The sequence below is a fragment of the Kitasatospora sp. NPDC032121 genome, from assembly GCF_055580145.1.
The window spans coordinates 152,870-179,709 of record NZ_JBVILX010000015.1 but is presented as its reverse complement, the minus strand read 5'-3'; the positions used below and the strand labels follow the sequence as shown (position 1 = coordinate 179,709).

Here is a 26,840-nt window from a genome sequence, read left to right as displayed (position 1 = left end):
AGTCCCGTACGCCACAAGGGATTCCGGCTACTGGCGGGTATGTCACGCCCGCCGTGACGGTCGTCTCACCGTCGGCGGTACACCAACCGCCCGCCCAGAACCGTGGCCAGGCACCCGCCCGCCGCCGGTTCGACGTCCGCGGCACCCGCAGCACCCACGACGCCCCCGGCACCCGCGACCGCGAACACCGCGAAGTCCGCCCGCCCCCCGGCCGCCACCCGCCCGTACACGGCCTGCGCCAACGGCAGCACCGCCAGCGGATCCAGCGGCCCCACACCCCCACCCGAGGAACCGGAGGAGCCGGAGAAGCCGGAAGAGCTGGAGGAACCGGAAGAGCCGGAAGAGCCGGAGCCAGGCAGCCCCACCACCCCCGACCGCGCCACCGCCGTCCGCACCGAGGCCCGCTCGAAGGGCCCGGCCACCGCCGTCACCCCGTACCCGAGCATCCGCTGCAGCCCCCGCCGCGCGCTGGCCCCGCAGCGCGTCTCGTCCGCGGACCCGGCCAGCCCGTCCGCGACCGGTTCGAGGCCGACCTCCTCCCGTGGATCCGGGTGGTACGCCCGTTCCAGCAGCCAGTGCCCGTACGGATTGCGCAGCCCGGGGGCGAGCACGGCCGCTCCCCAGTCCCGCACCCGCGCGCCCGGGTGCGCGGCCGCCAGTTCCTCGTACGGCCCGACCGCCTCCACCAGCTCGCCACGCACCACCACCGCCCCGTCGGCGATGGACGGGGCGGTGGGATCGGCCGGGTCGGGCAGCAGGAACGCCGCCCGGTGCAGGGTCAGCATGACGGGGTCAGCGCACCGTGGGGAGAGGGGTCAGTTGTCCAGGATCTTCAGCTCGGGGTGCGCGGTGCCGCCCTCGATCGCCGTGGAGGCGATGTGCGAGGCGACCCGCGGGTCGACCGGGTCGTTGGCCGGGTCGTCCAGCACGCGCAGGTGCTCGTAGGTGGTCGAGCGCTGCGCCGGGACGCGGTCGGCGGCCCGGATGAGGTGGATCAGCTCGGTGAGGTTGGAGCGGTGCTTGGCGCCCGCCGCCGAGACGACGTTCTCCTCCAGCATCACGGACCCGAGGTCGTCCGCACCGTAGTGCAGCGACAGCTGGCCGGCCTCCTTGCCGGTGGTGAGCCAGGAGCCCTGGATGTGGGCGACGTTGTCGAGGAACAGGCGGGCGATCGCGATCATCCGCAGGTACTCGAAGACGGTGGCCTGGGTCGAGCCCTTCAGGTGGTTGTTCTGCGGCTGGTAGGTGTACGGGATGAACGCCCGGAAACCGCCGGTGCGGTCCTGCACGTCGCGGATCATCCGCAGGTGCTCGATCCGCTCGGCGTTGGTCTCGCCGGTGCCCATCAGCATGGTGGAGGTGGACTCCACGCCGAGGCCGTGGGCGATCTCCATGATCTCCAGCCAGCGCTCGCCGGACTCCTTCAGCGGGGCGATCGCCTTGCGCGGCCGCTCCGGCAGCAGTTCGGCGCCGGCGCCGGCGAAGGAGTCCAGGCCCGCCTTGTGGATCCGGGTGATGGCCTCCTCGACGGAGACGCCCGAGATCCGCGCCATGTGCTCGACCTCGGAGGCACCCAGCGAGTGGATCACCAGCTGCGGGAAGTCGGCCTTGATCGCCGAGAACGCGCGCTCGTAGTACTCCACGCCGTAGTCCGGGTGGTGGCCGCCCTGGAACATGATCTGGGTGCCGCCCAGCTCGACCGTCTCGGCGCAGCGGCGCAGGATCTCGTCGAGCTCGCGGGACCAGCCCTTGTCGCTCTTCGGCGGCACGTAGAAGGCGCAGAACTTGCACGCCGTCACGCAGACGTTGGTGTAGTTGATGTTGCGCTCGATGATGTACGTCGCGATGTGCTCGGTACCCGCGTAGCGCCGGCGGCGCACCGCGTCGGCGGCGGAGCCGAGCGCGTGCAGCGGCGCCGAGCGGTAGAGCTCCAGCGCCTCCTCCGGGGTGATCCGGCCGCCGGCGGCGGCCCGGTCGAGCACGGCCTTCAGGTCGGTGCTGGACGCATCGAGGGTGGTCGCTGCGAGCTCGGTCACCTGGCGGCCTTCTCTCTCTCAAGTGCTACTGGGGTACGGCCGAACCAGCCTACGCCAGCACATTCGGCCGCCCACCTCCGCTGTCACCCCCGGCGGCGACGCCGGTCACCCCGGCGACGATGCCAGTCCCCCGGCAACGACGCCGGTCCCCCGGCGGCAGGGCCCGTCGCCCCGCGGCAACGCCCGTCACCCCACCGGCGGGACCGGTCACCCCACCGGCAGAGCCGCCGGCTCCAGCAGCCGTACCGCGACGTCCGGGGCGAACCCGCTGTCGTGCGCGACCCGCCGGGCGAACTCGGAGACGCCGGCCAGCTGCCGCTCGCCGAGCGAGAAGTCGAGCGCCTCGCTGAAGTACCGCTCCAGCACGTCCGCCCCGAAGGACTCCCAGCGGGCGGCCTGCTCGGCCACCTTGGCGGCCTCGACCAGCGACAGGTCGCGGGACTCCAGGAAGGCCCGGTGCACCGCGGCGGTCAGTTCCGGGGCGCGCTCGGCGAACTCACGCCGCACCGCCCAGACCGCGAAGACGAACGGCAGGCCGGTCCACTCCTTCCACATCTCGCCGAGGTCGTGGACGGTGAGCCCGAGGTCGGCGGCCTGTCCGAGGTAGGCGCGCAGGGCCGGGTCGCCGATCAGGACGGCGGCGTCGGCCTCGGCGAGCATCGCGCTGAGGTCCGGCGGGCAGCTGAAGTAGTCCGGGCGCACGCCCTCGCGCTCCTCCAGGAGCAGCCGGGCGAGCCGCACGGAGGTGCGGCTGGTGGAGCCGAGGGCGACCCTGCGGCCGTCGAGGTCGGCGAGCGGCACCTTGCTCACGATCAGGCAGGACATCACCGGGCCGTCGCTGCCGACCGCGATGTCCGGCAGGACCAGCAGGTCGTCCGCGTTGCGCAGGTACTCCACGCAGGTGATGGGGCCGATGTCGAGGGCGCCGCCGACGAGCTGGTCGCTCAGCTTCTCGGGGGTGTCCTTGGTGAGGTCCAGGTCGAGCAGGTTGCCGGTCCTGGCGAGCCCCCAGTAGAGGGGTACGCAGTTCAGGAACTGGATGTGGCCGACCCTGGGCCTGACCGGGGTGTCCGGGGTGTCCGGGGTGTTCTGTCGGGGCTCCCGCGTCCGCGCGTCCGGGGTTCGTGCTTCCGGTGCTGCCACTGCGCCGCTCCCTTGCTGTTCGTGCCTCCCCGCAGCGTATGCCTGCTGTTCACGGCGGCCCGCACCGGCCACCCGACACGCCCTCACGCGGCTCCGGCACGCCTTTCCGCGACCGCTCCCGCCCTTACGACACGCGCCTTCCACGCCGCAAGTGACCTCTGGTCGTCACAGCGGCCGCATGCTAGCGTTGCCCTCAGTTGCAGTTTGATTCCCCTTGCAGTACTTGAAGCCTGCGGAGCATGTAACCGCAGGCTTTTTGTAGTTTTTCAGCAATATCGAAAAATTTCGGACACGTCCGGAGGCAGGGCGATCAGCGCAGCGGACCGGGTGTCACACGGTGTGGCCCCCGACACGCATCGCAAGGAGAACGGCATGGCTCAGGGAACCGTCAAGTGGTTCAACGCTGAGAAGGGCTTCGGCTTCATCGCCCAGGAGGGCGGCGGCCCCGACGTCTTCGTTCACTACTCCGCCATCAACGCGAACGGCTTCCGCTCGCTGGAGGAGAACCAGCAGGTCACCTTCGACGTCACCCAGGGCCCGAAGGGCCCGCAGGCGGAGAACGTCAGCGCTGTCTGACCATCCTCTGATGATCTGATCGCTCGGGACCCGTACGGGTCCGCCGGCGGCGCCCGACAGCCGCCACCATGAGCACAAGAGCAGTACCCAAGGGGGCCCGCCCATCCGGCGGGCCCCCTGCCTTTTCGAAAGCCGCGAACCGGACGGAAGTTCGGGTGCGGAACGAAGGAATACGGAAAGGGCCCTCTCCCGTCACCGGGAGAGGGCCCTTTCCGTCGCGGATCGAACGCCCCCTCTGACGTCCGATCGGACATCCGACCTCCGGCCGAGCGGCCGGGCCGGAAGGCCGGACGAGCCTCAGGCCGCGGCCGCGGCCGGCTCGCCCTGACCGGCAGCGACGGCCGGCTTCGCGTCCTCCTCGTACAGGTCCCCTGAGGGGTTGTTGTACGCGGCGACGTCCAGGATCCGCTCCCGGGCGGCGACCACGATCGGCACGACGACCTGGCCGGCGACGTTGGTCGCGGTGCGCATCATGTCCAGGATCGGGTCGATGGCGAGCAGCAGGCCGACGCCCTCCAGCGGCAGGCCCAGGGTGGACAGGGTCAGCGTCAGCATGATGATCGCGCCGGTGAGGCCCGCGGTGGCGGCCGAGCCGACCACCGAGACGAAGGCGATCAGGATGTAGTCCTTGATGTCCAGCTCCACGTTGAAGACCTGGGCGACGAAGATCGCGGCGACGGCCGGGTAGATCGAGGCGCAGCCGTCCATCTTGGTGGTGGCGCCGAACGGCACCGAGAAGGACGCGTACTCGCTCGGGACGCCGAGGCGCTCGGTGACACGGCGGGTGACCGGCAGGGTGCCGACCGAGGAGCGGGAGACGAAGGCCAGCTGGATCGCGGGCCAGGCGCCCTTGAAGAAGTGCACCGGGTTGAGCCCGGCGGCGAAGCGCAGCACCAGCGAGTAGACGACGAACAGCACCAGGGCGCAGCCGAGGTAGATGTCCAGGGTCAGCGTGGCGAAGGGCTTCAGCAGGTCCCAGCCGTACTTCGCGACGGACTTGCCGATCAGGCCGAGGGTGCCGAGCGGGGAGAGCCGGATGACCCACCACAGCGCGGTCTGGGTCAGCTCCAGCACGGACTCGCTGAGCTTGAGGACCGGCTCGGCCTTGGCGCCGAGCTTGATGATCGCCGCGCCGACCACGACCGCCAGGAAGACGATCTGGAGGACGTTCACCTTGGCGAAGGAGTCGACGATGTTGGTCGGGAAGATCCCGGTCAGGAAGTCGACCCAGGTGCCCTTGGAGTCGAGCGCCTTGAGGCCCTCGGTCTTCAGGTTGGTGCCCTCGCCCGGGTTGGTCAGCAGGCCCAGGCCGATGCCGATGCCGACCGCGATCAGCGAGGTGATCATGAACCAGAGCAGCGTGCGGGTGGCCAGGCGGGCCGCGTTGGTCACGTTGCGCAGGTTGGCGACGCTCACCACGATCGCGGTGAACACCAGCGGCGGGACGGCCAGCTTGAGCAGCTGGACGAAGGTCTTGCCGATGGTCTCCAGCGTGGTGGCCAGCCAGGAGATGTCGGCGGCGCGGGCCAGGTAGCCGAGGCCGACGCCGAGCACGAGGCCGGCGACGATCTGCACCCAGAAGGGCGTCTTGCGGATGCGGGCGAGCACGGACGGCGACGTGGTCGCCTCGGGCGCTGTGGACATGGGGGAGCGTCTCCGGGGAGGGCGTTGCTGACGGTGAGGTGGGGGCGGAGCAGGCGGCACGGCGCGGGGCCGGACGGGAGAGGTCTGGCCCCCGGTCAGGGGCGTGCCGCCGCGGTACAGCACAGGGCAGTACAGCGCGGGGCGCGACAACGGCGCGGGCTGTCCACAGCACCGGCCAGAGCACACGGGCGGGCGGCGCCGGGCAGCTGGCCCGGGCCGTGCATCCGCAGTGCGTCTGAGGCTGTCATGGCCGATACGTTAGCAGCAAAGGTTTGAGATGTTCAAAGTACTTGTTTGAGGTCACGCAGAGTTCCTGCCCTCTCCGGGCTCACCGCGAACTCGAACTCCGGACACGAACGAAGCTGACGCCCCATCAGGCCAGCCCAGCGGCCTGATTGACCGCCGAGCGGTTATACGTATAACTTTGGCGGCGTCCCCGCCCCTGCCTGCCCACCCGGAGAGGACGCCGATGGGCTACCTCGCCCTGCTCCGTGCCCCGCACGTCACCCGCCTGCTGCTCGGCACCCTGCTCGGCCGTCTGCCCGCCGGCATGACCGCCCTCGTCATCGCCCTCGCCCTGCGCGACGCCGGGGTGCCGTACGGCCGGGTCGGACTGGCCACCTCCGCCTACGCGTTCGCCGTCGCCATCGGCGGGCCGGTGCTCGGCCGGATCGTGGACCGCACCGGGCAGCCGAGGGTCCTGCTCGCCTCCGCCGTGGTGGCCGGCGGCGGGTACGCGCTGCTCGCCCTCGCCCCCGGCTCCGCGATCGGCGCACCGGTCGGGGCCGCGATCGCCGGCCTCGCCATGCCCCCACTGGAACCCTGCCTGCGCTCGCTCTGGCCGGACGTGGTCGAGGAGAAGCAGCTCGACACCGCGTACGCCTTCGACTCCGCCTCCCAGCAGACGCTCTACGTGGCCGGGCCGCTGGCCGTCGCCGCCATCTCCGGACTGTTCAGCCCGGTCGCCGCGCTCTGGGTGGCCGCCGGGCTCGGGCTGGCCGGCGCGCTGATCGTGGCCACCACCGGGCCCGCCCGCGCCTGGCGCGCCCCGGCCCGGGAGCAGTCCGCCGGACTGCTCGGACCGCTGCGCTCCCCCGGCCTGGTGCTGCTGCTGATCGGCCTGGCCGGGGCCGGCTGGGCGGTCGGCGCCCAGAACGTGCTGTTCATCGCCTACGCCGAGCGGCACGCCGGCGAACTGCCGGGCGGCGGGAGCACCCTGCTGGCGCTGGCCGCGCTCGCCGGCCTGCTCGGCGCGCTCGCCTACGGCGCGGTCGACTGGCGGCAGAGCACGGCCACCCGCACCTGGGCGATGGCCCTCGCGATGGCCGCCTGCTACCTGCCGCTGGTCACCCTGCCCGGGCCGTACCCGATGGCCGCGCTGGCCTTCCTCTCCGGGATCATGCTGGCCCCGCTGCTCGCGGCGGCGTTCGTGCTGGTCGCCGAACTGGCGCCGACCGGCACCGTGACCGAGGCCTTCGCCTGGCTGATCACGCTGTTCGCCACCGGCAACTCGCTCGGCTACGCCGTCTCCGGCAAGCTCGCCGAGGACTCGCTGCGCCCGGTGGCGCTGTGCGCGGTGGGCGGGATCGCGCTCGGCGGACTGCTGCTGTTCGGCGCCCGGCGCTGGTTCCACCCGGCGCCGGTGGCCACTGCCGCGCAGCCCGTCCCGGTGGGCTGACCCACCCCCACAGACGACTGTGCCCGCCGGCGGTCTGGCCGGCGGGCACGGTCTTGTCCTTCGGTCGGTTACGGATGATCAGCTGTGACGGCCCCGACGGCGCCGGGCGATCACCGTGAACAGCACGCCGGAGCCCAGGGCGACGGCGCCCAGCACGGCCGGCAGCAGGCCGGGCCCACCGGTGTGGGGCAGCTCGCCGCTCCCCTGCCCCGGGGACGGCCGCTGCGGATCCTGCGACGGGGCACCGGGCTCACCCGTGCTCGGGGGCTCGGTCGACGACGGGCCGTTCGACGGGCCGTCGGTCGGGGTGCCCGACGGGGTGCCGGTCGGGCTGCCCGTCGGCGAGGGCGAACCCGTCGGCGAGTTCGTCGGCGTCGGCGAACCCGTGGGGGACGGCGAGTTCGTCGGGGACGGCGAGTTCGTCGGGGTGGGCGTCGGCGACGAGGTCGGAGACGGGGACGAGGTCGGCGTCGGCGAACCCGTCGGAGTCGGCGTGGGAGTAGGCGTCGGAGTCGGCGTCGGCGTCGGAGTAGGCGTCGGCGTCGGAGTAGGCGTCGGCGCATCCGCCAGTACCAGCCCCAGGTCCAGGCTCAGGTCCCGCGCCCCGCCCGACAGCCGCACCGTCTGGGTGGTCCCGGTGGTCGGGTCGGCGTCCGAGTCCCGCGCCGGGTCCTTCCCCGCGTGCCGCACGGTGACCTTGGCGTCCGCCGGGACGGTCGTCAGGTCGAAGCGCACCGCGTACTCCCCGTCCGGCAGCTGGTCGAACAGGTAGTTCCCGTCCGCGTCCGTCACCGTGGTGACCGGCTTGCCCAGCTTGTCGCGGACCGGCTGTCCGGCGCCGTCCAGCAGCTCCACCCGGACGCCCGGGACGCCGCTCTCGCCGGAGTCCTGGACGCCGTTGGCGTCGCGGTCGGCCCAGACGTGGTCGCCGAGCGCGTTGTTCGGCGGTGTGGGGGCCTGGACGCCGACGCCGACCTTGGCGGGCTCGGCCGGCAGCAGCGGGCTGCCGGTGGAGTCGGTGGCGGTGTAGGCGAAGCTGTTCCACGCGAAGTCGGCGTTGCCGGCGTCCACCGAGGCGACCATCGGCCAGGTCAGGGTGAACAGTCCGCCCGACGGCAGGGTGCCCGGTCGGCTGACCCTGAACCAGGTGGCGTTGCCGGGACCGGGGAAGTCGGTGCTCCACCGGGCGCCGGCGTCGCACGGCCCGGGCACGGTGATCGCGCCGGTCGGGCAGGGCTTCGGCGAGGTGGTGTACTCGATCACCACGGTCGGATCGCTGGAGGTCAGCGGCCGGGTGAGCGAGGGCGTCCAGGCGGAGCCGCGCGGGACGTCCGGGCGCAGCAGGTAGGAGTCGCCCGGGGTGGGCAGCTTGTCGTACGCGACGAAGTCGGTGACCGGGTCGGGCGAGTCGTTGCGGACGGTCAGCCGGTAGGACAGGCCGCCGCCGGGCGTGGTGGTGCCGGTGGTGGCGTAGTCCTTGTCGAGGTCGCCCCTGACCTCCTTGAAGGAGCGCAGCACGGCCGGTACCTGCACCTCGACCTTGGAGGAGGCGTGGCACATGGTCTCGGTGGTGTTGCCGTCGCCGTTGAGGTCGAGGGTGTCCGGGGTGCCGCTGTCGGTGCCGAAGTAGGAGCAGGCGACCGGCTCCTTGGCGCCCTCGGTGGTGACGTACACGTCGTTGGTGAGGGTGCCGGGCCTGGCGCTGCCGGCCACCTGGACGTCGATCAGGGTGCGGTGGGCCCGGTGGTCGTCGAGGTAGGTCATGTCGGGCGCGCCGGCCGGCCAGGTCAGCTTGAGCAGCTGGCGGCCGTCCGGTCCGGGCAGCACCTGGACGGACTGCGGGGCGAGGGACTCCGGGTAGCCGGGGTCGCGGCGGGCGCTGCCGTCCTGGTAGACGAGGCCGGCCGGCAGCAGGTCGTACATCACCAGCGGGGTGCCCAGGGTGCGGCCGGTGCGGTTGTACGGGGTGATCTGGAAGGTCGCGATGCCGCCGGGGGCGAGCACCTCCCCGGAGGTGGTGGTCTTGGCCGCGCCCAGGTTGGTGGCCGCGGAGACGTGGGCGTCGGCGCAGGCGCTCGCCGAGGAGGTCGCGCCGGCGGCGTCGGTGCCGGTCACGTCCACGCAGTTGTGCAGCGGGCCGGGCGCGGTGCGGCCGTCGTGGCCGGGCGTGACCACCTGGGCGAGCACCTGGACGGCGTTGCCGGGGCTCCAGCCGGTGGGGATGGGGCCGTTCCACTCGAAGCGCAGCCCGTCCAGTCGGCGCCCGGCGGGGATGCCGAGCTCGTCGTTCGCGGGGTCGCCGGCGCCTGCGGCGAAGGTGATCCGGCGGCTGCCCGAACCGTCGAAGGGCTTGCCGGGGGTGAAGGTCCGCCAGGTCGGGTCACCGTCCAGCCGGTACTCGAGGGTGAGGCCGATGCTGGTGGGGTTCCAGGCCTCCAGCTGGATGGACTGCGGGATCAGCCAGTTGTAGAGGTTCGAGGTGGTGCCGCCGCCCGGGTCGGTCATCACCAGGCGGGTGGCGGGGCCGGCGATGTTGCCGGGATGGAGGCTGAAGGCGGCGATGTCGCCGGAGACGACCTCGTCCTGCCAGATCTTGGAGGCGGTGACCTGGATGCCGGTGGTCGGCGGCTGGAAGGTCGGGGAGTCCGCGGTGGCCTTCGAGAGGTCGCGCATGCCCTCGGGGCCCAGCGGATCGCCTTGCAGGACGACCGAGTTGGTGGAGGTGGTGCCGCTGGGGAACGTCGGGTCGGGGTAGTTGACGACCAGGACGCCGGGGATGCGGCAGCCCGCCTGGCCGTTGCCGGCCCGGAAGTCGCCGATGTCGAACACCCAGCGGTCGGGGTCGGCCGGGTCCCGGGTCCAGCCCGGCGAGCGGCCGGTGTCGACGACGGCGCCGGGCGGCAGGGTGTCGACCAGGCGGGCGGCGTCCAGGTCGACGTTGGGGACGCCGCTGGTGGAGCAGGCGCTGAACTGGTAGGTGACCGACCGGCCGTCCTGACTGCTGGTCTGGACGCCCTTGGTGACCTTGTAGTCGGGCTGGACGACGGCGCCGGTGGTGGCGGAGCCGGACTGCTTGGGCTCGCCGTCGGCGGTCAGGGTGGCCGAGTTGACGGCCTTGGTGCCGTTGGGGGTGGTGAAGTTGGGGAACCTGAGGACGACCTTGACGGTCGCGGTGGTCCCCGGGGTGAGGGTGAGGAGCCTGATGTCGAGGGTGCCGCCCATGGCGCCCGCCGCCGGGACGGTCGAACCGGCGACGTCGACGGTGCTCGCGTCCGGGGTCCAGCCGACGAACTCCATCCCGGCGGGAAGGGTGTCGGTGATCCGGCCGTTGGCGCAGTCGGTGACCGAGCAGGTGTAGCGCAGGGTGTAGGTGACGTTCTCGCCGGGCGCCACCGTCGGCTTGTCCACCGTCTTGGTGAAGCTGACGGCGGCTTCGGCGGCCGGAGCGGTGAGGGTGCCGGTGAGCAGCGTGCCCGCGAAGAGGCCCATGGCCATGGCCGTACGGCCTGCCCTGGACGAGGGTGAGGGTATTGATCGGAGCGTCCGCATGCCGGAAATCTCACCCTCTGTTAATCCGAATGGAGGTACGGCGCGAGAGCGAAGGATTACTTTTCACCCGATTGGAGCAATCAATGGGCAAACCGGACGAGCTGGCGCCACCCGGCGATTACGGAAGGTGATCAGACCGTCGGAACCGTAGCGGCCGGCGCCGTGGAGGAGCGCAGCACCAGCGAGGTGGCCAGCGGTGCGACCGGCGCCACCCGCTCGCCGCGCAGCAGGGCCGCCAGCGCGGCGGCGCCCGCCCGGCCCAGCTCCTCGCCGGGCAGGTCGACGGTCGTCAGCGGCGGGGCGAGCAGCGCGGCCACCGCGACGTTGTCCATGCCGACCACCGACAGGTCCTCGGGCACCCGAAGCCCCAGCTCGGCGGCGGCCTGGTAGACCCCGGAGGCGACCACGTCGTCGTCGCAGATCACCGCGCGCGGCCGGTCCGCCCGCTCCAGCAGCCGGCCCGCGACGGTCCGCGCGGCCCGGTGGCCGTCGTTCAGGCTCACGCCCAACTCCACGACGTCCAGGTCGAGTTCGCGCACGGCCTGCTCGAAGGCGGCCTGTCGGACCCGGAAGGTGTACGCGGAGTGGCTGGAGCGCAGCCGGCCGATCCGGCGGTGGCCGAGCGCGGCCAGGTGCTCGACCGCGGCGCGCATCCCGCCGGCCACGTCGAGCTCGACGGTCGGGCGGGCCCGGTCGGTGCCGGGGTCGGCGTCCAGGAAGACGGCGGGGGTGTCGGCGGGCAGCTCGCCGAGCTGGCTGTCGTCCGGGGAGCAGATCAGCAGGCCGTCGAAGCGGCCGGCGGTGGCGGCCTCGGCGAGGGTGGCGCGGCCCCAGCCGGAACTGACCACGACGGCCAGGCCGTTGCGGCCGGCCTCCTCGTGGACGCCCTCCAGCACCCGGCCGAAGAACGGGCCCTGGAGGTTCGGCACGGCCAGCAGGATCATCCCGCTGCGGCCGAGCCGCAGCTGCCGGCCGGCCGCCTGGGGACGGTAGCCGAGGCTGCGGGCGGCCTCCCGGACCCGCTCCCGGGTGGCCTCGGAGACCCGTCGGCCGGCCTCGGCGCCGGAGAAGACCAGGGAGACGGTCGCCTGGGAGACCCCGGCGAGCCGGGCCACGTCCCGTCCGGTGGGCCGGCGGACGGGGGCCGGCCAGGTGCCGAGCGCCCCCTCGACGGGCGGCCCCTCGGCGGGCACCCCCTCAGCGGGCGGCCCCTCGACGGGCGTCTGCTCGGACGACGGCTCGGAAGGCTCGGAGTCTCGGTTGGCGGGCACGGCGGCTGCGCTCGTGGGGCGGGGCGGGGCGGAGCCGGGGTCAGCTCTGGCCGGCGGTGGCCGCGCGGGCGGCGTCGTCGGCGGCGTCCTCCTCGGCGTTCTGCGTGGCGATCCGCTCGGCGGTACGGCTGCGCATCCCGGAGACCCTGCCGCTGATCTGCGCGGACATCTCGTCGCGCTGCTTGCTCAGCAGCGCGTAGCTGAGCGGCGCGGAGGCGATCGCGGCCAGCAGGAACAGGAAGATCATGCCGGCCTCACCGCTGACCGGGATGATCTGGAAGTGCCCGAGCAGCAGGGCCACCAGCAGGCAGCCGAGGAAGATGCTGACCCGCAGGGAGGTGTAGCGGAGCGTGGCGTGCGACTTCTCCGGGCCGTTGCTGGTCACTCGACACATCCTTCTTCTTGCGCTGGGGCGGGTCCTCCAGTCAAGCATGCCTGACGGCCGGCGCGGGGCACGGGGCACCGATCCGACCCGCCCGGCCGCCGCGGTCCGTCCGGGACGGGTGTCAGCGCAGGTCGAGCCACATGGTGATGTCGTCCCGGTCGTCCCCGGGGGCGACCCGGATCGCGGCCGGCACCCGGCCGACCTCCCGGTAGCCGCTGCGGGCGTAGAAACGCTCCAGCCCCAGGCCGCCGCGCGCGGTGAGCCGCAGCGACTCCAGGCCCCACTCCCGGGCCACCCGCTCGGCCTCGGCGAGCAGCCCGGCCCCGTGACCGTGGCCCTGGAAGTCCGGGTGCACCATGACCCGCTTGAGCATCCGCCAGTGGTCCATCAGGCCGAAGCGCATCGACTCGAAGAACAGCAGGCCGACCAGCCGGCCCGTCCCGCTCTCGTGCGCGACCAGCAGCCGGTCCGGGCCGTCCGGCGCGACCCCGGCGAACTGGCGGTCGGCGGTGTCCCAGACCTCGTCCTCGGTGACCGGCGCCACGAAACCGACCGCCCCGCCCGCGTTGGTGACGTCGACCCACAGCCGGACGACGTCCGTGCGCAGGTCGGGGTCGAGCTTCGGGTCCAGGGTGAAGATGAGCGCCATGAGGCGGAGCCTAGACCTCCGGTACGACTGTCCTACCGGGAGGTCCGGCACCGCCCTCGCCCACCGGGCCCCCGCCGTCACGGGAACGCCGGCACCGCACTGCCGTCACGGGAGCACCGGCGCCGACCCGCCGTCACGGGAGCACCGGCACCGCCCCGCCGTCCCGCCCGGTGCCGCGCAGCGCCAGGCAGAGCCCGACCGCGACGGCGCACAGCGCGCCGGCGCCGTACCAGGTGAGGTCGTAGTTGCCGAGCGCGTCCCGGGCCAGGCCGGCCAGTCCGGCGACGACGGCCGCGCCGATCTGGTGGGCGGCGAGCACCCAGCCGAAGACGATCGGGGCGTCCTCGCCGAAGTGCCGGCGGCACAGCGCGACGGTCGGCGGCACGGTGGCCACCCAGTCCAGGCCGTAGAAGATCACGAAGGCGAGGATCGGCGGCTGCAGCGAGCCGGCCAACAGCTGCGGCAGCAGGAGCAGGGACAGGCCGCGCAGCCCGTAGTAGACGGTCAGCAGCAGCCGGGAGTCGACCCGGTCGGTGAGCCAGCCGCTGAAGACGGTGCCGAGCACGTCGAACACGCCGATCAGGGCGAGCAGGCTCGCGGCGGTGGTGACGGGCATGCCGTGGTCGTGCGCGGCCGGGATGAAGTGGGTGCCGACCAGGCCGGCGGTGGTGGCGCCGCAGATCGCGAAGGAGCCGGCCAGCAGCCAGAACGCCCGGCTCCGGGCGGCGTCCCGCAGCACCCGCAGCGAGCGGGTGAGGGCCCGGCCGTCGGCGACCGGCGCGGGAGGGGCTTCGGTGGCGCCGTACGGGAGCAGGCCGAGGTCGGCGGGCCGCTCGCGCATCAGCAGGAGGACCGGGACGGCGACGGCGCTGGCGGCGAGCGAGACCACGACCACGGCCGAGCGCCAGCCGTGCTGCTCGACCAGCCAGGCGCCGACCGGCAGGAAGACCAGGTTCCCCGCCGCCCCGGCGGCGGTCAGCACCCCGGTGACCAGGCCCTGGCGGGCCCGGAACCAGCGGCCGGTGATGGTGGTGGCGAAGGCGCCGGCCATCGAGCCGCTGCCGAGGCCGACCAGCACGCCCCAGCAGAGCACCAGTTGCCAGGGCTGACGCATCAGCATGGTCAGCCCGGCGCCGACGGAGATGGTCAGCAGCGCGCAGACCACCACCAGGCGCACCCCGAAGCGGTCCATCAGGGCGGCGGCGAAGGGGGCGGTGAGGCCGTAGAGCGTCAGGTTGACGGAGGTGGCGCTGGAGATCGTCCCGAGCGACCAGCCGAACTCGTTGTGCAGGGCGTCCATCATCAGGCTCGGCGTGGAGCGGAAGCCGGCCGAGCCGAGCAGCACGAGCAGGGAGACGGCGGCCACCACCCAGGCGTAGTGCACCCGGGGGCGTCGGGCCGGGGCGGGCGGTTCGGAGCGGGGGACGGTGGGGGCGGGGGCGCTGCGTTCGGTCACCCGGACGAGTGTTCCGGGCGGCCCGGAGCAGGACGAGTGGCCTGAACGACAGCTTTCGCAAGAATCGGGCCAAGGGCCGCGGTAGCCTGGCCCGGACCCACCGACGCCCGAGGGGACGGCATGGCACACCTGGTCGCGGTACTCGCACTGGAGGGCGTGATCGCCTTCGAACTCGGCATCCCCGCCCGCATCTTCGGCGGCGCCAGGGACCCGGCCGGCCGGCCGCTGTACGAGGTGGCCACCTGCACCCTGGACGGACGGCCGGTCACCACCAGCGCCGACTTCCGGGTGCTGGTCGACCACGGGCCCGAACTGCTGGAGCGGGCCGACACGGTGCTGATCCCGGCGTCCGCCGACTCCGCCCCGGACGTCGCCGACGCCTGCTTCACCCCGGCCCTGGCCGACGCGCTGGCACGGATCCGGCCCGGCACCCGGCTGATGTCGATCTGCACCGGGTCCTTCGTCCTGGCCGCCGCCGGCCTGCTGGACGGCCGCCCGGCCACCACCCACTGGCGCTACACCGAGCACTTCGCCCGGCTGTTCCCCCGGGTGCGGCTGGACCCCGACGTGCTCTACACCGATGACGGCGACGTCCTCACCTCCGGCGGGGTGGCCGCCGGGGTGGACCTCTGCCTGCACGTGGTGCGCCGCGACCACGGCAGCGCGGTCGCCAACGCGGTGGCCCGCAACTGCCTGGTGCCGCCGTGGCGCGAGGGCGGCCAGAAGCAGTACGTGGAGGCCCCGAGCCCGGTGGACGCCGACGGCAGCGGCACCTCCGCGGTGCGCGCCTGGGCGCTGGAGCACCTGGACGAGCCGCTGGCGCTGCGCCGGCTCGCCGACCGGGCGGGGATGAGCGTCCGGACCTTCACCCGGCGCTTCCGCGAGGAAACCGGCGCCAGCCCCGGCCAGTGGATCACCACCCAGCGCACCGAGCGGGCCCGGCAGTTGCTGGAACGGACCGATCTGACGATCGACCAGGTCGCCCGGGAGTCCGGATTCGGCACCGCCGCCTCGCTGCGGCTGCAGTTGCGCGGCCGGCTCGACGTCGCGCCGAGCGCCTACCGGCGCACCTTCCGCGCCGTCCCCGAAGGCCTCGCCGTTCCCGAAGACCTCGCTGTCCCCGAAGACCCTGCCCGGCAGGCTTCCTGAGCGCGGCCGGGGAACCGGGCCGCCGGTGGCCGGATCTCGTCGTTCCCCGACGGCGCCTTGGATGGCGGCAGGCCGCGCGCGCCTCCGGCACGGCACGGCAGGCCGCCATCCAAACACGGCGCGCGGGCCCTGAACCCGCGCCGCACCCTCCGCACTCGCCGAGGAGCGGCCCGTGACCGGCCGTCCGCGGTCCCCCCTGCTGGCACGAATCCCCTGGACAGCAGCACCGCGGCGGTGGACGGACGTCCCCTCGGCGTCCCCTCGCGACGGAGCGCCGCACCCAAGCGTGATCAGTCGGATACGTCACGTCAATGGCTAGTCCGAAATTCGGAATGGTTGCGTCACCTTTCGGCCGGTGATCAGCACCGGGGTCGGGCACCGTCCGACGGCCGCCGCGAAAGCCGCTATTGCGCCAATGCCGCCCAGTCCACGTCGGCCAGCGGATCGGCCGGGCGGGCGTCGCGGCCGATCTCGCACCAGACCCGCTTGCCCGAGCCCTCCGGGTCCCAGCCCCAGCGCTCACAGAGCAGCTCGACCAGTTCCAGGCCGCGGCCGTTGGTCGCGTCCTGGTCGGCGCCCGCGTGCCGCGGGGTGGGGGCGGCCTGGCTCGCGTCGGCGACCTCCACCCGCAGCGGGGCGGCCGGCCCGCCCTCACCGCTCCCGTCCGCCACCGGAAGACAGAGTCTCAGCACGGCCGGACAGCCGGTGTGCACCACGGCGTTGGTCACCAGCTCCGAGACCACCAGCACCACCGTCTCGGCCATCGGCGCGTCCGGGTCCACCCCGTGGTTCAGCAGCCTCGAGCGCACCCACCGGCGGGCCCGGCCGACCTCGGCGGGGTCAGCCTGGACCGCCAGCTGTACCTGAAGAACCTGCACCGCTCCACCACCCGCACTCGCAGTTCGGCCTTAGTTCCGATCGGGCCGGATCGGCCGGCGGGCCCTCGCACGTCGCCCGGTGCCACCCGAGCCGCACCCGGGCGCCCGCCCGATCCGTCCGCCCGCGCCCACTCGTCCGCGCCGCCTCGTCGGTCGGGTACCGGCCGCGACACGAATACGCCTCAGGATGGGCGGGGGGACCGACAGCAGCAAGCGCTTCGGGCATATTCCGGCGATCGGGCGACAGGGGAGTGCATACTGTCCCGCTCACTCTCGCGAGCCTCGCACCGGTGATCGTCCGACCCGGGCCGACCTGCCGGTCCCGCCGTCGGGAACCTACCGCCGCGCGTCGCGCGGGCCCCGCCCGCCACTCGCGAACCACCCGTGCGACATGTGTCCGACGGCTGTCGAACAGCGGCACCCCGAACGGCCCCGGGCGGCCCCGGGACGCACCCCCGGCCACTCCCCCGGGCCGCGAGCCGGAAGGCGTGCGGCACCTCCCTGGCGGAGGGCCCACCCATGAGGAGGGCGAAACGCTCGGAACGGTTCCGATCTTGCCGGAATCGCTCCCGGCGCCACCCGGCCGCAAGATACCGTTGAGTACGCCAGCGAACCCGGTCAGGAGGGTGGTTTCCCGATGGCCACCCCGGAACGGAACCCGCGCTGGGACGAGCAGTTGCAGCGCCGCCTCGCCCGCGGCGAGGAGACGGCGCTCGGCGAACTCTACGACCAGCTCGCACCGATGGTGCACGGCCTGGCCGGGCGGATACTGGCCGACCAGGCCGCCGCCACCCAGCTCACCCGGGAGATCTTCGCCCACGTCTGGGAGCACCCCGAGGACTACGACCCCGCCCGGGGCACCCTGCGCTCCTGGCTCGGCGCGCTGACCCACCACCGCGCGGTCGAACGGCTGCGGGCGCGGCGGGCCGCCGAGCGGGCACCGGGCGCGGAGGCCGAGATACGCGCCGTGGCCACCGCCGCCCGGGTCCAGTACGTGGTCGACTCCCTGCCCCAACCCCTGCGTGAGACCATCGCGGTGACGTACTACGACGGCCGCACCTACCGCGAGACGGCCCGGCTGCTCGGCATCAGCGAGCAGGCCGCCAAGCAGCGGATGCGGCTCGGTCTGGAGCTGCTGGCCACCGAACTGGCCGACGAGCGCGCCCGCCAGGCCGCGGCCGGGGACGGGAACGGGGAGACGTGAGCAGCACAGAGGAGCGGCACGACGCCCTGCGCTCGCTGCTCGGCGCGTGGGCCCTCGGCGCCTGCCCGGCCCGCGAGGCCGCCGAGTTGGAGCAGCACCTGGGCGACTGCCGGGAGTGCGCCGAGGAGGCGGCCCGGTTGCGCGAGGCGGCCGGCTGGCTCTCCCTGGACGAACCGCTGGACCAGCCGGGCCCGCTGCGCCAGCAGGTGCTCGACTGGTGCCTGGCCCGCCGGCCGGCCGAACTGCCCGTCCCCGCCTGGGGCATGCCGTACACGGCGGAGACCGCCAAGCTCGACGCGCTGCTGCGCGACCTCGGCCCGGAGGAGTGGCTGGAGGTGGCCGAACTGCCGTGGCACGGCGGCACCGAGCGGCTGCGCCCGGCCGAGGTGCTGGGCCACCTGACCGCGGTGGACGGCTTCCTGGCGCTGGCGCTCGGCCTGCCCGACCCGGTGTCGGCCCTCCCCGGCCTGCCCACCGCGCCGGCCGGACGGCGGGTGCCGCCGCAGGAGCCGGCCGCCGGGCCGGCCGTGCCGCGCGTCCCGCCGCAGGGCGGCCCGTACGACACCATCACCGCGCGCACCGCCCGGCTGATCGCCGACCAGGGCGGCCTGGCGCCGCAGTCGGTGCGCTCCCGCTGGCGGCGGCAGGCCCACGACCTGGTGCGCAGCGCCGCGCTCGCGCCCCAGGGCAACACCCCGGTCGACTACGGCTTCGCGGTGCTGCCACTGCGGGACGCCTTCGTGGACCGCGCCTTCGAGTGCTTCGTGCACGGCGAGGACGTGGCCAGGGCGGTCGCCTACCCGTACGACCCGCCGGCGCCGCAGCACCTGCGGCAGATGGTGGAGCTGGTGGTCCGGCTGCTCCCCCGGGCACTGGCCGGGCTGCGCGCGGCCCGGCCCGAGCACGCCGGGGCGCCCGGCCTGCCGGAGGGCGGGGTCCGCCCGGCCCGGCGGGTGCGGCTGATGGTCGACGGCCCGGCGGGCGGCGAGTGGCTGATCACCCTCGACGGCGACGAACGCACCGGCGGCGCGGGCGGGGAGCCGGTGGCCTCGATGGTGCTGGACGGCCTGGAACTGTGCCAGCTCGCCGCGGCGCACCGGGACCCGGACCGGCTGCCGGTCGGCGAGCACGGCGACCGGGCCGCGGTGCGCGAGGTGCTGCACGCGCTCCCACTGCTCTCCCGGCCCTAGGTACGGAGGCCTACGCGAAGACGACCGTACGGGTCCCGTTCAGCAGTACCCGGTGCTCGCTGTGCCACTTCACCGCGCGGGCCAGCGCCTGGCACTCGACGTCCCGGCCGAGCGCGACCAGCTGGTCGGGGCTGACGTCGTGGGTGACCCGGGCGACCTCCTGCTCGATGATCGGGCCCTCGTCCAGGTCGGCGGTGACGTAGTGCGCGGTGGCGCCGATCAGCTTCACGCCGCGCGCGTGCGCCTGGTGGTACGGCTTGGCGCCCTTGAAGCTCGGCAGGAAGGAGTGGTGGATGTTGATCACGCGGCCGGACAGCTCGGTGCACAGCTGGTCGGAGAGCACCTGCATGTAGCGGGCCAGCACGACCAGCTCGACGTCCTCCGCCGCGATCAGGTCGAGCAGCTGCCGCTCGGCCTGGGCCTTGGTGTCCTTGGTGACCGGAATGTGGTGGAAGGGGATGCCGTAGCTCTCGGTCAGGTCCCGCAGGTCGGTGTGGTTGGAGACCACCGCGGCGATCTCCACCGGCAGGGCGCCGATCCGGGTGCGGTAGAGCAGGTCGTTCAGGCAGTGCCCGAACTTGCTGACCATGAGCACGATCCGCATCCGCTGCTCGCTCGGGTGGATCTGCCAGTCCATCCCGAAGGAGGCGCCGATCGCGGCGAAGCTGGCCCGCAGCTTGTCCGCGGTGACCGGCTCGGGGGCGGAGAAGTGCACCCGCATGAAGAAGAGCCCGCTGTCGCCGTCCCCGAACTGCTGGCTGTCGATGATGTTGCAGCCGGTCATGAAGAGGTAGCTGGAGACCGCGTGGACGATGCCCTGCTTGTCGGGGCAGGACAGCGTGAGGACGTACTGGGCGCCGGCCGGCTGCTGTTCCACTGGGGGTATCCCGTTCTGAGGTCGTGACGTGCGTGGATGGTCCAGCGTGTCACATCCCGGACACCTGCCGCCCCGCTGCCCGTACTGCGGGACGGCGGGCGTCCGGAGGTCAGACCTGGGTGAGGATGCGCAGCACGTCCAGCGACTTCGGCGGCGCGTCCGGGTCGTCCCCGTCGCCCGTGGCCAGCGCGACGTGCGCCTCGCGGGCGGCCCGGACGGTCTCCGGCCAGCCGGGGTGGCCGAGGTAGGCGGAGGCCGGCGCGTCCGCCCCGACCTCGTGCAGCATCTGCACGGCCCGCAGCACCGCGACGTCCACCAGCGCGGCCTCGGCCGGGTCGTGGAAGATCGTCCCGACGTACTTCTCGGCCGACCAGTGATCCAGCCAGGTGTCCTCGACCAGCCGGTAGACGGCGTCGGTCACGTCGCCGTAGCCCTCCCGGCCGGTCAGCCAGGTGTCCTGCTGGAAACCGGGGTCGGACAGCATGTGCAGCGCCGAGCGCAGTCGGGCTCGCCAGCGCCACCAGGGCAGGTCGTTGAGCGGCATGCCGCCCATCGTGCTGGAGCGGTGGCTCGGACGAGAAGTGTTTCGGGCAGACCGATACGAAGATTCTGTGCTGGCGGACATGGTGAACGATCGTACGTTCCCCGTCTGTTCGCGCTCCACTCGCGATCTACACGCGTACCTCCTCGGAGTTCGGCGGCCGTTCGCCATCCGTTCGCACTTCGGCCCTCTCGACTTGTGGCACCGGGGCTTGGCTTGCTCCGGCGCGCCGGAGGGCGCCCAGAGAGGGAATACCGATGACCAGCCGAAGGGACTCCTTCCAGGCCCGTCCCCAGGTCGTGCGACGCCGCCGCCGACGCCCGATCGCAGCCGCCGCGACCACCGCGGCCCTGCTCCCCACCCTCTTCTCGGCCTCCGCGTGCGGCGGATCGGCCGATGCTTCCACCAGCGGCAACGACCTGACCGTGATGACCTGGGCCCCGGCCGGCACGGGCTCCGCCGACCGCCCCGGCATGACGGCGCTCGCCTCCGCCATCGGCCAGGACGTCAACACCAAGGGCGGACTGAACGGCCACCGGCTGCGCGTGATCACCTGCAACGAGCACAACTCCGCGGACGGTGCCCGCGCCTGTGCCCAGCAGGCGGTGGACGCCAAGGCGGTCGCCGTGATCGGCTCCTACAGCCAGTGGGGCGAGGCGTTCATGCCGGTGCTGGAGCGCGCCGGCATCCCGCTGATCGGCGGCTACGGGCTCTCCCAGCCGGAGTTCTCCAGCCCGCTGTCCTACCCGGTGGACGGCGGCATGCCGGCGCTGATCGCGGGCAACGGCCGCCAACTGGTCGACGCCGGCTGCAAGGCCGTCTCCCTGATCCGCCCGGACACCCCGGCCGGCGACAACCTGCTCGGCTACCTGGGCACCGCGCTGCGGCCGGCCGGGATCAAGCTGACGGACGTCAAGGCGCCCGAGCAGTCCTCCGACTACACCCCGGTGATCCGCAAGGCGATCGGCAAGGACGAGCAGGGCACCTGCATCACCAGCGCCCTGGCCGCCGAGCCGACCGGCAACCTGCTGGACGCCTACCGGCGGGTCAGCGTGAAGAACACCCGGATCGCCTCGGTGATCGGCAGCGTCCAGCAGTCGGTGGTGGACTCCACCGGCGGCGACACCGGCCCGCTCGGCGGCGCCTACGTCACCAGCTGGTACCCGCCGGAGTCCGCGAAGATCTGGGACGGGCTGCGCGCGGTGGTGCGCACCGACACCACCGGCGGGCACTCCATCGACGTCTCCGACCCCGGCGTGCAGACCACCTGGGTCGCGTACGAGGTGTTCCGGACGGCGACGCAGAAGCTGGCGGAGGCCGGGAAGCCGGTCACCCCGAAGGCCGTCTCCTCGCTGCTGGACAGCGGCGAGGGCATCGACGTCGGGATCACCCCACCGCTGAACTGGGGCACCACCAACATGCTGCCCAGCAGCGGGTCGCCGCGGCTGGTGAACACCTGGGTCACCTACCAGGTGGTCAAGAACGGCCGGATGACCCTGCAGCAGCCGGGCTTCGTGGACATCCGCTGGGCACTCACCGGGGGCCGCCCGCCGGCCTGACGCGGACCGCGCGCCGGAGCGGGAGGGGACGGGCCTTCGGGCCCGTCCCCCTCGTCGTTCACAGGGCCCGGTCGCTCACAGGCCCCGGTCGCTCACAGGTCCCCGTCGCTCCGGTTGGGCAGTCCGGTCTGGGCGGCGATCGCGTTCCAGAGCGTGGCGGCCTGCTTCTTCGCGGTGGTCGCGGTGCCGCTGGCCTGGACGGCGTTCTTGTAGTGCTGGTTGTCCTGCTTCTTCGCGTCGCAGGAGCCCTGCGCGTCCTGCGCCCAGGCCGCGTACTCGTCGTCGGCCTGGGCCGAGGCCGTCCAGGCCGCGTTGAGCTGGTCGACCAGCTGCTGGCCGCCGGGCAGCTTGTCGGTCTTCAGCTGGCCGAGCTTGCTCTGCAGTTCGCGCCGCTTGCCGGCCGCGCCGGACAGCGCCTGCTGGGACTCGGGCAGCTTGTCGCACTTCTGCACCGAGGCGACCGCGGACACCACCGCACTGCGGCTGTCGCTCGCGGTGCCCAGCAGGTCCGACAGCGGCTGCGCCTGGGCCTTGACGTCCGGGTCGACGGCCGCGCCGGAGGCGCTCGTACTCGGGGTCCCGGCGGTGGGGGCGGTACTGGCGGTGGCGGCCACCGGGGTGGACTTCTTGTCGTCCTTGGCGTCGTCGCCGCCGCCCATCAGCACCGCGACCAGGATGCCGGCCACCGCGCAGCCCGCCACCACACCACCGACGATCAGCTTGTTGGACGGGCGGCCGCCACGCCCCTGAGCGCCCGCCTGGGTGGCGCCGAAGCCCTGCTCGAAGCCCTGGCCGTAGCTCTGCCCCTGCTCGGGGGCGTAGCCCTGGCGGTAGTCCTGGGCCGGGTAGCCCGGCTGCGGCTGCGCGGCCGACGGGTAGGCCTGGTAGCCGGGCGCGGGCTGCGGCTGCGGGTAGCCGGGCTGGGCCTGCGCCGCCGGGTAGCCGGGCTGGGCCTGCGCCGCCGGGTAGCCGGCCTGCGGGTCGCCGGCCGGGTACGGCGGCAGGTACTGGGTCTCCGGGGCCGGATCGGGCTGCGGGGCACCGTAACCGGGCTGCTGCCCACCCCACGAGGCACCCGGCCCGGGCGTCGGCTGCGCGGGCATGGCCTGGGTCGGCAGCGCGTGCGCACCCTCGCCGAGGTACTCCGGCTGCCCGGAAGGCTGCCCCACCGGCGGCACGGCCGAGTGGGCCTGCGGCTGGCCCGGCTGCCCCGGCTGGCCGGGCTGGCCGGGCTCGGGGCGGAACAGGTCGTCCAGGTTGAAGTCACCGGAGTTCGGGTACGAGCGGCGCTGACTCAACGCGATTCCTCACCTGTGCAGGACCGCGCACTGATGGCGGACCACATCTCGTCGGTTCTTGGGAGCATCACAGTTCCTTGGACGTCGCGCCCACGCTACCGGTTCGCCTCACCGGGTGACCACGTGGGCGGGACATCCATCACGCTCCCTGCACAGACGATCCGCGGCCGCCCCGGGCTCGGGCCGCCGCCCGGGCCCCGGGGACGGGGAGGAGCCGCGGAGACGGACGCTACGCCGCCTCGGCGTCCGCCCGGGCGTGGAACTCGCGGACCACCCGCTGCTCCCGGTACGGCTCCAGCCGGCGCCGGAACTCGTCCAGGTACTCCACGCCCCGGTTGGAGCGCAGCCCGCTGAGCAGCCGGACCGCCTGGGCACCCGTCTCGCAGGCGCGTTCCAGGTCCCGCTGCTGGAGCTGGGCGGTGGCCAGCAGGACGAGGTCCACCGCGCGGCGCCGGACCCTGGTCGGCGGGTGCAGGTCGAGCGCCCGGCGGGCGTAGTGCTCGGCCTGGCCCGCCTGCTCCAGGTCCCGGTGGCAGTGGGCCAGTTCGTCCGCGAGGTAGGCGTCGTCGAAGTGGGCGATCCAGTCCGGGTCGTCCTCCGGGCGGCGCTTCTCCATCATCTCCAGCGCCCTGGCCGACACCGCCTCGCAGGAGCGGGCGTCGCCGAGCAGGGCGTGGCCGCGGGCCTCGGCGGCGTAGAACATCGCCATCGCCGTCGGGGTGGCCACCGAGCGGGCGCCCTCCTGTGCTGCGCGGGCGAGTTGGGCGATCTCGCGCGGGTTGCCGAGGGTCGCCGCCAGGTGGCTCATCGAGGCCGCCAGCACGTAGCCGCCGTAGCCGCGGTCGTCGGCGGCCTGGGCCAGCCGCAGCGCCTGGATGTAGTAGCGCTGGGCGAGCCCGGGCTGTCCGGTGTCCACCGCCATGTAGCCGGCCAGTTCGGTCAACCGGGCCACCGCGGCGAAGAGTTGGCGCCCGGTCTCCTCCCGGTAGGCGCCGCCGAGCAGGCCGGAGACCACCGAGTTGAGGTAGTGCACCACCACCGGGCGCACATGGCCGCTGCCGAAGCGGTGGTCGAGGTCGACCAGCATCGCGGTGGTCGCCTTGACCGCGGCCACGTCCGTCGGGCCGACCCGGGGGCCGCCGGTCCGCGCCACCACCGGGTCCGGCGGGGTGATCAGCCAGTCCCGGCTGGGCTCCACCAGCGCGGAGGCGGCGACCGTCGCACCGGTCAGGAAGTCCCGCCGGCCGACGTCGCTGCGCCACAGCTCGCAGACCTGCTCCAGGGCGGCACCGATGGTCGGCGCGAACTGGAGCCCGATGCCGGAGCTCAGGTTCTTGCCGTCCGCCATGCCGATCTCCTCGACCGACACGCTGCGGCCGAGCTTGCGGCCCAGGGCCTCGGCGATCACGGCCGGCGCCTGCCCGCGCGGCTGCTGGCCGCGCAGCCAGCGGGCCACGGAGGTCTTGTCGTACCGAAGGTCCAGCCCGTGTTCGGCGCCGCAGAGGTTGACCCTCCGGGCCAGGCCGGCGTTGGAACAGCTGGCCTCCTGGATCAGTTGCTGCAGACGCTCGTTGGGCTGTCGTGCGACGAGTGGTCTCGCGGCCATTGGGCTTCGCCTCCCCACACCCTCCGGTCCCGGCCGGCGGGCGACGCTTCTGCTGATCTGTTGCCGACTGTCCGACCATCCAAGGAATCTGACACAAGGTTAGCGATCAGCAACGCCAGCGGGATACCCACGGTGACGAACCGCACCCCCCTTGCGCCCCGGGAAATGCTCCTGTGCGCCCCCGCTGCGCCTGCCCTCAGCCCCTTCAACTCGGCCGACTAACCGGAACGGGTGACATTGCCGGGATACGCCCAACCGGGCGCCATCGGGCCGTAACCAGCCTCACACACGGTAGTTGAGCACCCCGTGGAAGACATCCCCGACGCCCAGGACCGGAACGAGAGGGCCGACCCGCCCCTCTTACTCGTGGAAGCCGTCGGCTACGCCGAGACCCGCCACTGGGAGGTGGCCCCGGGCGCCTGGCTGGTCGACGACGGCGACGGCGGAGTCCGCTGCTCCTGCGGCGACCGGCGCTGCACCCTGCCGGGCGCCCACCCGCTGGACCCGGACTGGGCGAGGCAGGCGAGCGCCGGCCCCGGTGCGGTGCGGAGCTGGTGGACCGAGCGGCCCGACGCGTCGGTCCTGCTGCCCACCGGGCGCTCCTTCGACGTCCTGGACGTCCCGGAGACGGCCGGCTGCCTGGCGCTCGCCCGGATGGAGCGGATGGACCTCCAGCTCGGCCCGGTGGTGGTCCAGCCCGCCGCGCCCGGGCGGATCGGGCGGCGGCTGCACTTCCTGGTGCTGCCCGGAGGCGCGGCCAGGCTCCCGGAGATGCTCCGCCGGCTCGGCTGGCCGCCCGGCCGGCTGGACCTGGTCGCCCGCGGCGAGGGGGACTGGACGGTCGCCCCGCCGTCCAGGATCGGCTCCCTGGGGTACGCCCAGTGGGCCCGCTCCCCCTCCGCGCTCAACCGCTGGCTGCCGGACGCCGCCGAACTGATCAGCCCGCTCGCGTACGCCTGCGGCCGCGAGACGCCCTCGGCCCGGACCGCCCGGGCCGCCCAGCCGGCGCCGGTGGGCTGAGTTCCGCCCGCTCCGGCGGGCCCCGGAACGGCCGCCCTCTGCCGATCGGGTGAGGGCGTGCACCGCGCGACACAACGCGCGCACGTGACGGGCCTTGTCTCCCACCGGGGACGGGGCCCGTCATACGCATGTCCGGATAAGGCTTCCGTGTACCCGCTGGTCAACCGGCAAAGCCCCTCGTACGAGTGACAGCGCTCAAGGATTGCCATGATCGGCCGAGGGGAGGAATTGCGATGTGTGGGGACGCCGGCAGGGGCGCTCGGACGGGGAAGCCGGGCGGCGGCGGTGGAGGGGAGCGGGAGGGGCGGAGGGGAAAGGGAGGGAGCGGGGAGGGAACGGGGAGGGCGAAGGGGCCCGCTGCGTGGAGAGCAGCGGGCCCCTTCTCGGTACGACGGACGTGGCTCAGGCCTGGGCGACGAAGACGTGCTGGGCGATGTCCTTGCCCAGCTCCGCCGCGTTGTCCCCGGTGCCGACCAGCACGCCGCCGACTCCGGCGCTCACCTTGACCGTGGAACCCGGCCGCACGCCGGCCCGGCGCAGGGTGCTCATCAGGGCGCTGTCGGTCTGGATCGGCTCACCGATCCGACGGACCACCACGTCGGCCCCGGCCTCGCCCGGCTTGACGGTGTCCAGCGGGACGAGCCCGGCGTCGAAGCCCTCGCCCTCGGCCTTGGTGTCGCCCAGCTCGTCCAGGCCCGGGATCGGGTTGCCGTACGGGGACTGGGTGGGGTGGCCGAGCATGGCGAGCACCTTGCGCTCGACCGTCTCGCTCATCACGTGCTCCCAGCGGCAGGCCTCCTCGTGCACCTGCTCCCACTCCAGGCCGATCACGTCGACGAGCAGGCACTCGGCGATGCGGTGCTTGCGCATGACGCGCACCGCGAGCCGGCGCCCCTCCTCGGTCAGTTCGAGGTGGCGGTCCCCGGCGACCTGGAGCAGCCCGTCGCGCTCCATCCGGCCGACCGTCTGGCTGACCGTGGGGCCGCTCTGTTCCAGGCGCTCCGCGATCCGGGCGCGCATCGGGACGATGCCTTCCTCCTCCAGCTCCAGGATGGTGCGAAGGTACATCTCAGTGGTGTCGATCAGCCCAGACATCGCCGCTGGCTCCGTTCTTCGGTGTCCTCACCGCCA

At 73.5% G+C, this 26,840-nt stretch carries 22 protein-coding genes; 7 read left to right on the top strand and 15 right to left on the bottom strand.

Features of this window, described 5'->3' with window-relative positions; genetic code table 11:
- Positions 1–65: 65 nt before the first annotated feature.
- The 3 genes from ACZ5OX_RS29870 to ACZ5OX_RS29860 form a co-directional block, all read right to left on the bottom strand.
- Positions 66–785, bottom strand: a complete 720-nt coding sequence (locus ACZ5OX_RS29870; protein ID WP_465634331.1) for an amidohydrolase family protein — start codon at positions 783–785, stop codon at positions 66–68.
- A 30-nt stretch (positions 786–815) separates the two neighbouring features.
- On the bottom strand, positions 816–2,036 hold the full coding sequence (gene mqnC / locus ACZ5OX_RS29865) for a cyclic dehypoxanthinyl futalosine synthase (RefSeq protein WP_049651178.1): 1,221 nt from the start codon (positions 2,034–2,036) through the stop codon (positions 816–818).
- A 207-nt stretch (positions 2,037–2,243) separates the two neighbouring features.
- Positions 2,244–3,077: a menaquinone biosynthetic enzyme MqnA/MqnD family protein gene (locus ACZ5OX_RS29860; protein ID WP_465634370.1), complete on the bottom strand. Its 834-nt coding sequence runs from the start codon at positions 3,075–3,077 to the stop codon at positions 2,244–2,246.
- A 474-nt stretch (positions 3,078–3,551) separates the two neighbouring features.
- Between ACZ5OX_RS29860 and ACZ5OX_RS29855 the strand changes: the two genes are divergently transcribed.
- Positions 3,552–3,755 (top strand): cold-shock protein, encoded by a 204-nt coding sequence (locus ACZ5OX_RS29855; protein WP_316526772.1) that lies wholly within the window; start codon positions 3,552–3,554, stop codon positions 3,753–3,755.
- Between the two features lie 297 nt (positions 3,756–4,052).
- On the opposite strand, the gene ACZ5OX_RS29850 is transcribed toward ACZ5OX_RS29855, so the two are convergent.
- Positions 4,053–5,399, bottom strand: a complete 1,347-nt coding sequence (locus ACZ5OX_RS29850) for a dicarboxylate/amino acid:cation symporter (RefSeq protein ID WP_465634329.1) — start codon at positions 5,397–5,399, stop codon at positions 4,053–4,055.
- 469 nt (positions 5,400–5,868) lie between these two features.
- Here ACZ5OX_RS29850 and ACZ5OX_RS29845 point away from each other — a divergent pair, with 469 nt between their 5' ends.
- Positions 5,869–7,077 carry an MFS transporter gene (locus ACZ5OX_RS29845; protein WP_465634327.1) on the top strand — a complete coding sequence of 403 codons (1,209 nt, stop codon included), beginning with the start codon at positions 5,869–5,871 and terminating at the stop codon, positions 7,075–7,077.
- Positions 7,078–7,155: 78 nt separating this feature from the next.
- Here the strand turns inward: ACZ5OX_RS29845 and ACZ5OX_RS29840 are convergent, their stop codons facing one another.
- The 5 genes from ACZ5OX_RS29840 to ACZ5OX_RS29820 all read right to left on the bottom strand — a co-directional run bounded on the left by ACZ5OX_RS29840 (position 7,156) and on the right by ACZ5OX_RS29820 (position 14,387).
- Positions 7,156–10,566, bottom strand: a complete 3,411-nt coding sequence (locus ACZ5OX_RS29840) for an SdrD B-like domain-containing protein (RefSeq protein WP_465634325.1) — start codon at positions 10,564–10,566, stop codon at positions 7,156–7,158.
- A 191-nt stretch (positions 10,567–10,757) separates the two neighbouring features.
- The gene (locus ACZ5OX_RS29835; RefSeq protein WP_465634323.1) at positions 10,758–11,897 is read right to left on the bottom strand and encodes a LacI family DNA-binding transcriptional regulator; all 1,140 of its coding nucleotides are present in this window, start codon (positions 11,895–11,897) and stop codon (positions 10,758–10,760) included.
- Between the two features lie 40 nt (positions 11,898–11,937).
- On the bottom strand, positions 11,938–12,282 hold the full coding sequence (locus ACZ5OX_RS29830) for a DUF4229 domain-containing protein (protein ID WP_465634322.1): 345 nt from the start codon (positions 12,280–12,282) through the stop codon (positions 11,938–11,940).
- 121 nt (positions 12,283–12,403) lie between these two features.
- Positions 12,404–12,931 carry a GNAT family N-acetyltransferase gene (locus tag ACZ5OX_RS29825; RefSeq protein ID WP_449791462.1) on the bottom strand — a complete coding sequence of 176 codons (528 nt, stop codon included), beginning with the start codon at positions 12,929–12,931 and terminating at the stop codon, positions 12,404–12,406.
- A gap of 133 nt (positions 12,932–13,064) precedes the next feature.
- The gene (locus ACZ5OX_RS29820; RefSeq protein WP_449809918.1) at positions 13,065–14,387 is read right to left on the bottom strand and encodes an MFS transporter; all 1,323 of its coding nucleotides are present in this window, start codon (positions 14,385–14,387) and stop codon (positions 13,065–13,067) included.
- A gap of 120 nt (positions 14,388–14,507) precedes the next feature.
- Here ACZ5OX_RS29820 and ACZ5OX_RS29815 point away from each other — a divergent pair, with 120 nt between their 5' ends.
- Entirely contained in the window at positions 14,508–15,536 is a 1,029-nt protein-coding gene (locus ACZ5OX_RS29815; RefSeq protein ID WP_465634320.1) for a GlxA family transcriptional regulator, read from the top strand.
- Between the two features lie 404 nt (positions 15,537–15,940).
- Here the strand turns inward: ACZ5OX_RS29815 and ACZ5OX_RS29810 are convergent, their stop codons facing one another.
- Entirely contained in the window at positions 15,941–16,414 is a 474-nt protein-coding gene (locus ACZ5OX_RS29810) for an ATP-binding protein (protein WP_449791459.1), read from the bottom strand.
- Between the two features lie 637 nt (positions 16,415–17,051).
- Here ACZ5OX_RS29810 and ACZ5OX_RS29805 point away from each other — a divergent pair.
- Positions 17,052–17,618 (top strand): sigma-70 family RNA polymerase sigma factor, encoded by a 567-nt coding sequence (locus tag ACZ5OX_RS29805; protein WP_392882344.1) that lies wholly within the window; start codon positions 17,052–17,054, stop codon positions 17,616–17,618.
- A complete protein-coding gene (locus tag ACZ5OX_RS29800; protein ID WP_465634318.1) occupies positions 17,615–18,808 on the top strand; it encodes a zf-HC2 domain-containing protein in 1,194 nt (397 codons plus the stop codon). Before ACZ5OX_RS29805 ends, ACZ5OX_RS29800 begins: the two co-directional genes overlap by 4 nt.
- A gap of 10 nt (positions 18,809–18,818) precedes the next feature.
- Here the strand turns inward: ACZ5OX_RS29800 and purU are convergent, their stop codons facing one another.
- Together purU and ACZ5OX_RS29790 are read right to left on the bottom strand one after the other, a co-directional pair.
- Positions 18,819–19,685 (bottom strand): formyltetrahydrofolate deformylase, encoded by an 867-nt coding sequence (purU, locus tag ACZ5OX_RS29795; RefSeq protein WP_465634316.1) that lies wholly within the window; start codon positions 19,683–19,685, stop codon positions 18,819–18,821.
- A 109-nt stretch (positions 19,686–19,794) separates the two neighbouring features.
- Complete coding sequence (locus ACZ5OX_RS29790) at positions 19,795–20,229, bottom strand: SCO4402 family protein (RefSeq protein ID WP_465634314.1); 435 nt, start codon at positions 20,227–20,229, stop codon at positions 19,795–19,797.
- A gap of 254 nt (positions 20,230–20,483) precedes the next feature.
- On the opposite strand from ACZ5OX_RS29790, the gene ACZ5OX_RS29785 reads away from it, so the two are divergent.
- Complete coding sequence (locus tag ACZ5OX_RS29785) at positions 20,484–21,785, top strand: ABC transporter substrate-binding protein (protein ID WP_465634312.1); 1,302 nt, start codon at positions 20,484–20,486, stop codon at positions 21,783–21,785.
- 92 nt (positions 21,786–21,877) lie between these two features.
- Here the strand turns inward: ACZ5OX_RS29785 and ACZ5OX_RS29780 are convergent, their stop codons facing one another.
- Positions 21,878–23,083: a hypothetical protein gene (locus ACZ5OX_RS29780; protein ID WP_465634310.1), complete on the bottom strand. Its 1,206-nt coding sequence runs from the start codon at positions 23,081–23,083 to the stop codon at positions 21,878–21,880.
- A gap of 229 nt (positions 23,084–23,312) precedes the next feature.
- Positions 23,313–24,689 carry a tetratricopeptide repeat protein gene (locus ACZ5OX_RS29775; protein ID WP_449791452.1) on the bottom strand — a complete coding sequence of 459 codons (1,377 nt, stop codon included), beginning with the start codon at positions 24,687–24,689 and terminating at the stop codon, positions 23,313–23,315.
- Between the two features lie 306 nt (positions 24,690–24,995).
- On the opposite strand from ACZ5OX_RS29775, the gene ACZ5OX_RS29770 reads away from it, so the two are divergent.
- On the top strand, positions 24,996–25,709 hold the full coding sequence (locus ACZ5OX_RS29770; RefSeq protein ID WP_465634308.1) for a bifunctional DNA primase/polymerase: 714 nt from the start codon (positions 24,996–24,998) through the stop codon (positions 25,707–25,709).
- Between the two features lie 402 nt (positions 25,710–26,111).
- Here ACZ5OX_RS29770 and ACZ5OX_RS29765 read toward each other — a convergent pair whose 3' ends face one another.
- On the bottom strand, positions 26,112–26,804 hold the full coding sequence (locus ACZ5OX_RS29765; protein WP_049649967.1) for a metal-dependent transcriptional regulator: 693 nt from the start codon (positions 26,802–26,804) through the stop codon (positions 26,112–26,114).
- Between the last annotated feature and the right edge of the window lie 36 nt (positions 26,805–26,840).